6 protein-coding genes and 2 pseudogenes are annotated in these 6672 nt (G+C 69.3%); 6 read left to right on the forward strand and 2 right to left on the reverse strand.

Annotation, left to right across the window (positions count from 1 at the left end; all coding sequences use genetic code 11):
• Positions 1 to 958, forward strand: a pseudogene (locus GUY61_RS32260) (transcriptional regulator); the annotation flags it as partial.
• A 43-nt stretch (positions 959 to 1001) separates the two neighbouring features.
• Here GUY61_RS32260 and GUY61_RS32265 read toward each other — a convergent pair.
• Positions 1002 to 2063: a TniQ family protein gene (locus GUY61_RS32265; protein ID WP_166633876.1), complete on the reverse strand. Its 1062-nt coding sequence runs from the start codon at positions 2061 to 2063 to the stop codon at positions 1002 to 1004.
• 59 nt (positions 2064 to 2122) lie between these two features.
• On the opposite strand from GUY61_RS32265, the gene tpg reads away from it, so the two are divergent.
• The 3 genes from tpg to GUY61_RS32280 all read left to right on the forward strand — a co-directional run bounded on the left by tpg (position 2123) and on the right by GUY61_RS32280 (position 4273).
• The gene (gene tpg, locus GUY61_RS32270; RefSeq protein WP_166633877.1) at positions 2123 to 2707 is read left to right on the forward strand and encodes a telomere-protecting terminal protein Tpg; all 585 of its coding nucleotides are present in this window, start codon (positions 2123 to 2125) and stop codon (positions 2705 to 2707) included.
• 373 nt (positions 2708 to 3080) lie between these two features.
• Positions 3081 to 3290 carry a plasmid mobilization protein gene (locus tag GUY61_RS32275; RefSeq protein ID WP_166633878.1) on the forward strand — a complete coding sequence of 70 codons (210 nt, stop codon included), beginning with the start codon at positions 3081 to 3083 and terminating at the stop codon, positions 3288 to 3290.
• Between the two features lie 227 nt (positions 3291 to 3517).
• A complete protein-coding gene (locus tag GUY61_RS32280) occupies positions 3518 to 4273 on the forward strand; it encodes a DUF5131 family protein (protein WP_166633879.1) in 756 nt (251 codons plus the stop codon).
• Here GUY61_RS32280 and GUY61_RS32285 read toward each other — a convergent pair.
• A complete protein-coding gene (locus GUY61_RS32285; RefSeq protein WP_166633880.1) occupies positions 4245 to 5366 on the reverse strand; it encodes a three-Cys-motif partner protein TcmP in 1122 nt (373 codons plus the stop codon). The two genes, GUY61_RS32280 and GUY61_RS32285, sit on opposite strands and share 29 nt — an antisense overlap.
• A gap of 438 nt (positions 5367 to 5804) precedes the next feature.
• Between GUY61_RS32285 and GUY61_RS32290 the strand changes: the two genes are divergently transcribed.
• Positions 5805 to 6419 carry a helix-turn-helix domain-containing protein gene (locus GUY61_RS32290; protein WP_166633881.1) on the forward strand — a complete coding sequence of 205 codons (615 nt, stop codon included), beginning with the start codon at positions 5805 to 5807 and terminating at the stop codon, positions 6417 to 6419.
• Positions 6419 to 6672: pseudogene (locus GUY61_RS32295) on the forward strand (hypothetical protein); the annotation flags it as partial. The gene GUY61_RS32290 and the pseudogene GUY61_RS32295, both read left to right, overlap by 1 nt.

The raw sequence follows: 6672 nt of genomic DNA on the forward strand, positions 1-6672 counted from the left end.
CGCCCAAGGCCGCCCACCCGAGCAGGCCATGGAGGAAGAAGCCTGGGACTGGAGCCGCTTCCCCGACCAGCAGGAGACAACCGAATACCCCCACGTCGTCGGACTCGACACCAACCTCGCCTTCATCGCCGCCGCCTCCAGCCTGTCCGTCGGCCGCAACGCCCCGCCCCGGCACATCCTCGCGCCCGACTTCGACAAGAAGACTCCCGGCGCGTGGTACTGCGACCTCAGCCACGCCGTGCTGGACCCGCGCTTGCCCTCGCCCTTCACCGCCACCGGCCAGTCCCCGACCGGACCCGCCTGGTACACCACGGTCACCCTCGCCTACGCCCAGGAACTCAAGATAGAGGTACGGCCCATCGAGGCCTACGTTCGCGACGATCACGGCACGTACCTGGACCCCTGGTACGAGCGGCTGAGAGACGCCTACCTCGCCACCATGGCCGACCTCGGCGTGCACAAGGACATCCCCCAGGCCGATTACCTGGCCGCCATGAAAACGCTCGCCACAGCCGACCCCGCCCTGCTTGCCCTGCTCGCAGCCATCAAAGCAACCGGCAAAGGCGGCCTCGGCAAACTCCGCGAAGGACCCCGTGACATCACCGCCCCCTACGCACGCTGGCCCGCACTGAACAAGCCCACCTGGCGCCCCGACATCCGTGCCGCCGTCGTCTCCCGCGCCCGCGTCACCCTCCACCGCAAAATGCGCAAGATGGCCGAGACAACCGGCCGTTACCCGCTCGCCGTCCTCTCCGACTGCGTCCTCTACCCGGCCCGCACCCCCTCCGCACTTGACGTTGTCCCGCCAGGACCCGACCAACAAGGCATACCCGGACTCCTGCGCCTGGGCGTCAACCCCGGCTGGGCCAAGGAAGAAGGAACCCAGTCCATGAGCTGGTACCAGCGGAGGTACGCCCAGGGCATCAACCCGGCCCGCTACGTCAAAGACCCCGCCTGAGCAGCGGCCACCTCTGTCACCGGGGCGAGACACACGTGCAATTTCAGCGCCACAGCGGCACGCTCGTCATCGGCGACCCCAGCCGCCAGGGAAGACACGACGCCTGCTCCAACGGCCCGTTCGAGGGAATCACCCGATGCGGCTCCATCAACGCGAGCGGCACACTGCGCGCCACCGCCCGCCCCTCCTGCCGTGCCAGCCGCTCGACCACCGGCACCGTGTTGCGATGCGCCATCAGCCACGCCTCCAGCGCCCGATGACCGCCCTCGGCCATCTCCCCTGCCATGCCGAGGCGTTCACCGACCCACGCCACCCACCGCCCCATCGTCCATCCGGCCGGGCCTCCGGCAAAGCTGCGTCCCATCGCGCGCTGCCGCTCCCGCACCGCCATCGCCTCCGCCACGATCACGGCCTCCGGGTACACCAACAACGGCACCGCCCACAACGCCGACCGGTCCACCCCCAACACGTCCTGCCGCCTGCGCCACACCCCGCTCGCCCCCATCTGCCGACATTGCCACCAGTAGACGGCTACCTGCTGCGCATCCGCCATCAACGCGCGCCCATACAAGCCCGTCTTGCGCTGAAGCCGCACCCTGCGCACCTGCGCGTCCACCACCTCCGGCAGCCCCGACAGCCCCACCTGGAAACGGCCCTCGGCCGTTCCCGTCCACCGGCCGTGCCGTGTGCAGACCGCCCACTGCTCACTGCTGACGCGCCACACCGGCCGCTCGCTGTGCCCCGCCACACACAACGCGCAGGCCTGCACTGGCGCCTGATCGAGCGGCCACGCTTCGATCTGCACCTGACGACGCGCCCGCGCGCTGATACGGCTGTGCGCCCACGACGGCAGTGCCCGCTCAAACTGCCCCACGGAGCGCCCGCTGACCTGCGAAAGACGCCGCTGCGCCACTGGGCCCAGCCGTACCTCCTCAATCTGGGGGTCCGCCTGCCGGATCGTGCGGGGTGCGCCGATATGCCGGGCCAGCTCCTCGAAAGCCATTCCGTTTCGCTCTGCCAGCCGCCACAGATACGAGGCGAGCGTCTCGCCGTGAAGGGGCGCCACCCGCCGCGGCAACGGGGCCACAGGCTCACTTATCAGCATCCGCCGATCCTTCCAGCCCCTGCACCGCTACCTCACCCGCCCGAAAGGAAGCCACGCCCATGCCGCCTCCCCTGCGCCTGAGCGCCGCCACCGTCCAAGAAGCTCTCGACCGTGCCGACGCCCGCCACTGGACCCGTAACCCGCCCCGTTCGCCCCGGGCCCGGCTGGCCTTTCTGCTGCGGCAGGCGGGCGGCGACCGGACCGCACTCGCGGCACGGCTCGACGTGCCAGTCCGCGACCTCGACAGCCTTCGCACGGTGCGTCGGCCGTCCGAGGAGGACCCCGTGCAGCAAGCCGTGGAACGGGACATCATCCGCCTGTGGCAGCCCCGCGTCCGCCACCGGGCCCACACCGCCATCCTGCACAATAACGGCCAGATGATGGTCAGTTTCAGAGCCTGGCTGGGCTTCACCGCAGCAGCCGGATCCAGCGACGACCCCCGCCTGCGCTTCCTCACTCTCAGCCTGCAGGCCCCCTACATCGAACGGCTCTTTACCGCACGACACCGCAACGCCTCTGAGGACGAGCTGCGCCGCATCCTCAGCGACGCCCTGGGCGCCTGCTACTTCCACCGCACCAGGCCCGCCCACACTGCAGAAACGGTCACCCTCGACCGCATCGACTACCTCGAGTTCTACTACTGACCGCACAGACAGCGCCCGTACCCACGGGCAGGCCCTGCCTCCGGTCGGGGCTGGAACAAGGGAGGCAGGTCAGGAGCGGGCATTTCGTGCTGGCCATGCAGAGCACGCGCCTACGGATTGAGCCGAGGCGCCGCGACCCCGCGGCGAGGGCGAGAGCAGAACCCATGGCCGCGGCAGTGGCAGAAATCTACGCAGACAGCCACATCCCAGCCAGCCGGACAGGCGTTTGTGCCGCGCGCCTCGCAAACCCCGTGTCCGAACTGCTCAGCTCCGGTCCGCAAGGGCGGCCGCCTTTGTCGTTCTTTGCCGCCGGGAGCATGCCGGAGCAAGGATGAGGGCTGGTTGAACCGATGTCACCAGCTGGGAGGACCGTATGCGGTGGACGACTGAGGAGCAGACCGCCATCCGCGCGCATGCCGCCGTGCTGGGCATCTCGACGCACGATTACATCCGCCAGTCCGCCGTCGGCCGAGCGCTGGACTGCCAGCGGCAGCGGGACGCGTTCCGCGAGATGGCCCGAGGACGAGGGACGAGCGTCGAGCAGCTCCTTCAGCAGGGCATGCTCACGGACGACACAGCCTGACCGCTGCCGTGCAGAGAGGCGCCGCCGGAGACGAATGGCTGGTTCCTGTCGCGCGCACCACCACAAAAAAAGTGTACGCATGTTCTATTTAGGGGAAGTTGTGACGGCCTGCGGTGACGGATGGTTGGATGCCGATGTCTGGCGGCCTGAGGGCTCGTTGGACACGCCGCGGGCTGTACGACCAGGCCTGCGGGCGGCCGCGACTGCAGGGGATGGGGAGCCGACGGGTGAGTGACCGCAGTTCGATCGAGTGGACCGAGGCGACGTGGAATCCCACGACCGGCTGCGACCGGGTCTCGGACGGATGCGACAACTGCTACGCGCTGACGCTGGCGAAGCGGCTCAAGGCCATGGGGTCGGCGAAGTACCAGAACGACGGCGACCCCCGCACCTCCGGTCCCGGCTTCGGCCTGACCGTGCACCCGGACGCGCTGCGGGTGCCTCTGGGCTGGAAGGCGCCGCGCACGGTGTTCGTGAACTCGATGTCGGATCTCTTCCACGCCCGCGTCCCGCTGGACTACGTCGAGCAGGTCTTCGGCATCATCGCGCAGACCCCGCAGCACACCTATCAGGTGCTCACGAAGCGGGCGCGCCGTTTGCGGCAGGTCGCCGACCGGCTTACGTGGCCGGCCAACCTGTGGATGGGGGTGTCCGTGGAGAGCGCGAAGGAACTGCCGCGTGTCGACTACCTGCGGCAGGTTCCGGCCGCGGTGCGGTTCCTGTCGTGCGAGCCGTTGCTCGGTCCTTTGGACGGGCTGGACCTGACGGGCATTCACTGGGTGATCGCCGGAGGCGAGTCCGGCCCCCGCTTCCGCCCGATGGAGCAGGAGTGGGTCACGGGGATCCGGGACGCCTGCCTGCAGGCCGATGTGGCCTTCTTCTTCAAGCAGTGGGGCGGCCGGACCCCGAAGGCATCCGGCCGGCATCTTCAGGGCCGGACCTGGGACCAGATGCCTATGCCCGAACCTGTGCCTGCAGGCTGATCCGGCTCTTCGTCGTGAGCTTGCCCGGCGACTGGACGGCGATCATGCCGTCCTGCCGCATCTGCCGGGCCGCCTGCAAGGCGTGCTTCGGCATCCAGCGGGCGGTCTCCGTCAGCAGCCACTCGCCGATCGCCTCCACGGTGGTGGCCCCGGCGCTCAGGCGCTGGGCGACCAGTTCGGCCAGCTCGTCGTCGATCAGGCCCGCGGCCTGGAACAGGTCGAGCTGGCCGTCTGCCTTGGCACCTCGGGTGCGGGGGTCGCGGAAGCTCTCGCCGTCGAGGTCGTCGACCTTCCACATGGCGTCCTTCATCGCCTTCAGGCCCGCGGTGCTGCCGGTGCCGAAGACGAGGTAGAGGGGCTGCCCGGTGCGGGGGACGAGTTCGAATTGCAGCTGGTAGCCGAAGCCGGCCCGCCGCAGCGCGTCCCGGTAGGTGCGCAGCCACACGCGCCACCTTTCGTCGGGACCCAGCTCTTCGGCGGCCGCGGTCCAGAAGCCGCGGCCGCCGAAGACCGTGTCGAGGATGTCGGCGTTGAGTTCCTCGCGGCGGCTGAACCAGTTGGGCCCGAAGGTGGTGATGACTTCGCTGGAACGGTTGCGGGCGATGCGGGACATCACGTGCAGCGGCACGTTGACGCTGCCCCAGCTGTCGAAGATCCCCAGGATCGGGTGGCCCCAGGCTCCGAGCTCATCGAGCACTGCGAGGCTGTCGCGGCCCGCTTCACCGCGCCGGACCTCCACCCGTACCGGGAGATCCTTCAGCGGCCCGAAGCGGGAGACGAGTTCCGCCACGAGGTGCTCGTGGCGCGCGCGGTCCTTCTCGATGAATATCAGATGCACCCGCCTGGGGCTGAGGTGCATGCGGTCGACCGCGTGATGGCCGAGCAGGCGGTCCAGGATGAACACCGGCGAGCCCGGCTCGCCGTCCTCGTAGCGGCCCGGGCCGGCGAACGCGTCCAGGAGCGTGACGCGGGGCCGGGAGTAGCCGGTGCTCTGGGAGGTCTGTAGCAGGATCGGCCACCAGGCGTCCAGGTACCGCTGGTACAACCGGTGCTTGGCCGCGGTCGCAGGCTCCAGCTTCCATAAGACGCCCATCCGTGCCCCCTGTTCAGGATCGCCACGGTCGGCGGCTGGCGCGTGCCAGTCGCATCCCCTGGTAACAGATGGTGTGCGCAACGACGTTCAGCGTAAAGACCGCGTATCAGCCGCTGGGGGAGTGGGCTGTCCAGCTGACGGTAGAGCGCCGGCCACCGAATCGGCCCCCTCCGGGAAAATGGCCGGGTGAGTCTGCCGCGGAAACAGCCGGACGGGTCGGCCGCCTCCTCCCCATTCGCATACCCCCTGGAGGTTCTTCGCTCCCATCTCCGCGGGGCCAATGACCTGACCGGCCGCCTCCGTCATGGAGCCGACGGCAGGCGGGAGGCCTGTGCTTGATGGGAGGAGTCCGGTCGTCCGGTCTTTGACGGTTCCTCAGGACTCCGCTAACCTTCATGCCAAATTAGATATCAGAGTTTCCATGTAGGGGTGGGTGGAATGTTGCTGACGACCGGGCAGGCGGCCCAGGAGCTCGGCTGCGCCATCACCACCTTCCGCCGTCTCGTGCACGCCGGGCTGCTGCCGGGCCTGTCCCGCCGGGGTGTGCGTGTCATGGTTCCGCTTCATGTGGTCCAGGCACTTGGTCAGCGCCGGCACGCCCCGCTGGACCGGCTGGATGCTCAAGAGATCGCCGTCCTGCGGGTCGACGCGGCCAAGCAGGTACAGGAAGCGGACCGGAACTGGATCGGCTTCGCCGCCTCCCTCGCCCCCGAAGACCTCCTCAAGGCGCTGCGCGGCTGGTGGCGCTGCGATGCGCCGAGCGTGGCAGCAGCCGGAGTGCTGCCGGTGACCTTGTCGGGCTACGTGGTGGCCGTGCTGACCGGCCTGGAAACCTGGGAGAAGAACGCCCAGGGCCGCCATGCCTTCCCGCACGCGCGGCTGGCGGGCTACGTCACCGACCTGGCCACTCCCGTCCATCACGTGACCGCCTCCTCGCAGGCCGACCGGATGCTCGCTGATCTGCTGCTGGGCAGCCGGCTTGTCTCACACTCGGGCGGGGCGATCGCCTACGTCCCCGCACCCGCCGCCCGCCGTCCGGACAAGGAAGCCTGATGGACGCACAGCGCTACACCGCAGCACTCTCCGACCTGCGCACCGTACGGGACGAGATCAAAAAGACCCGGGCCGTCCTGACGAAGCTGGAAGCCGAGCGGGACAGGCAGATCACACAGCTGGCCGGGTACGAGAAGGCGAAGGCGGAACGGATCGCCCCGGCGGCCGGACTGAGCCTGGCCCACGTCGTCAGGCTGGCTCCCGCGCTGGCCCCCGACCGCCTCACCACAGCCGAGACCACCCCGTCCCACCC

It is taken from the genome of Streptomyces sp. GC420, assembly GCF_009916105.1.
Classification (GTDB): Bacteria; Actinomycetota; Actinomycetes; order Streptomycetales; family Streptomycetaceae; genus Streptomyces.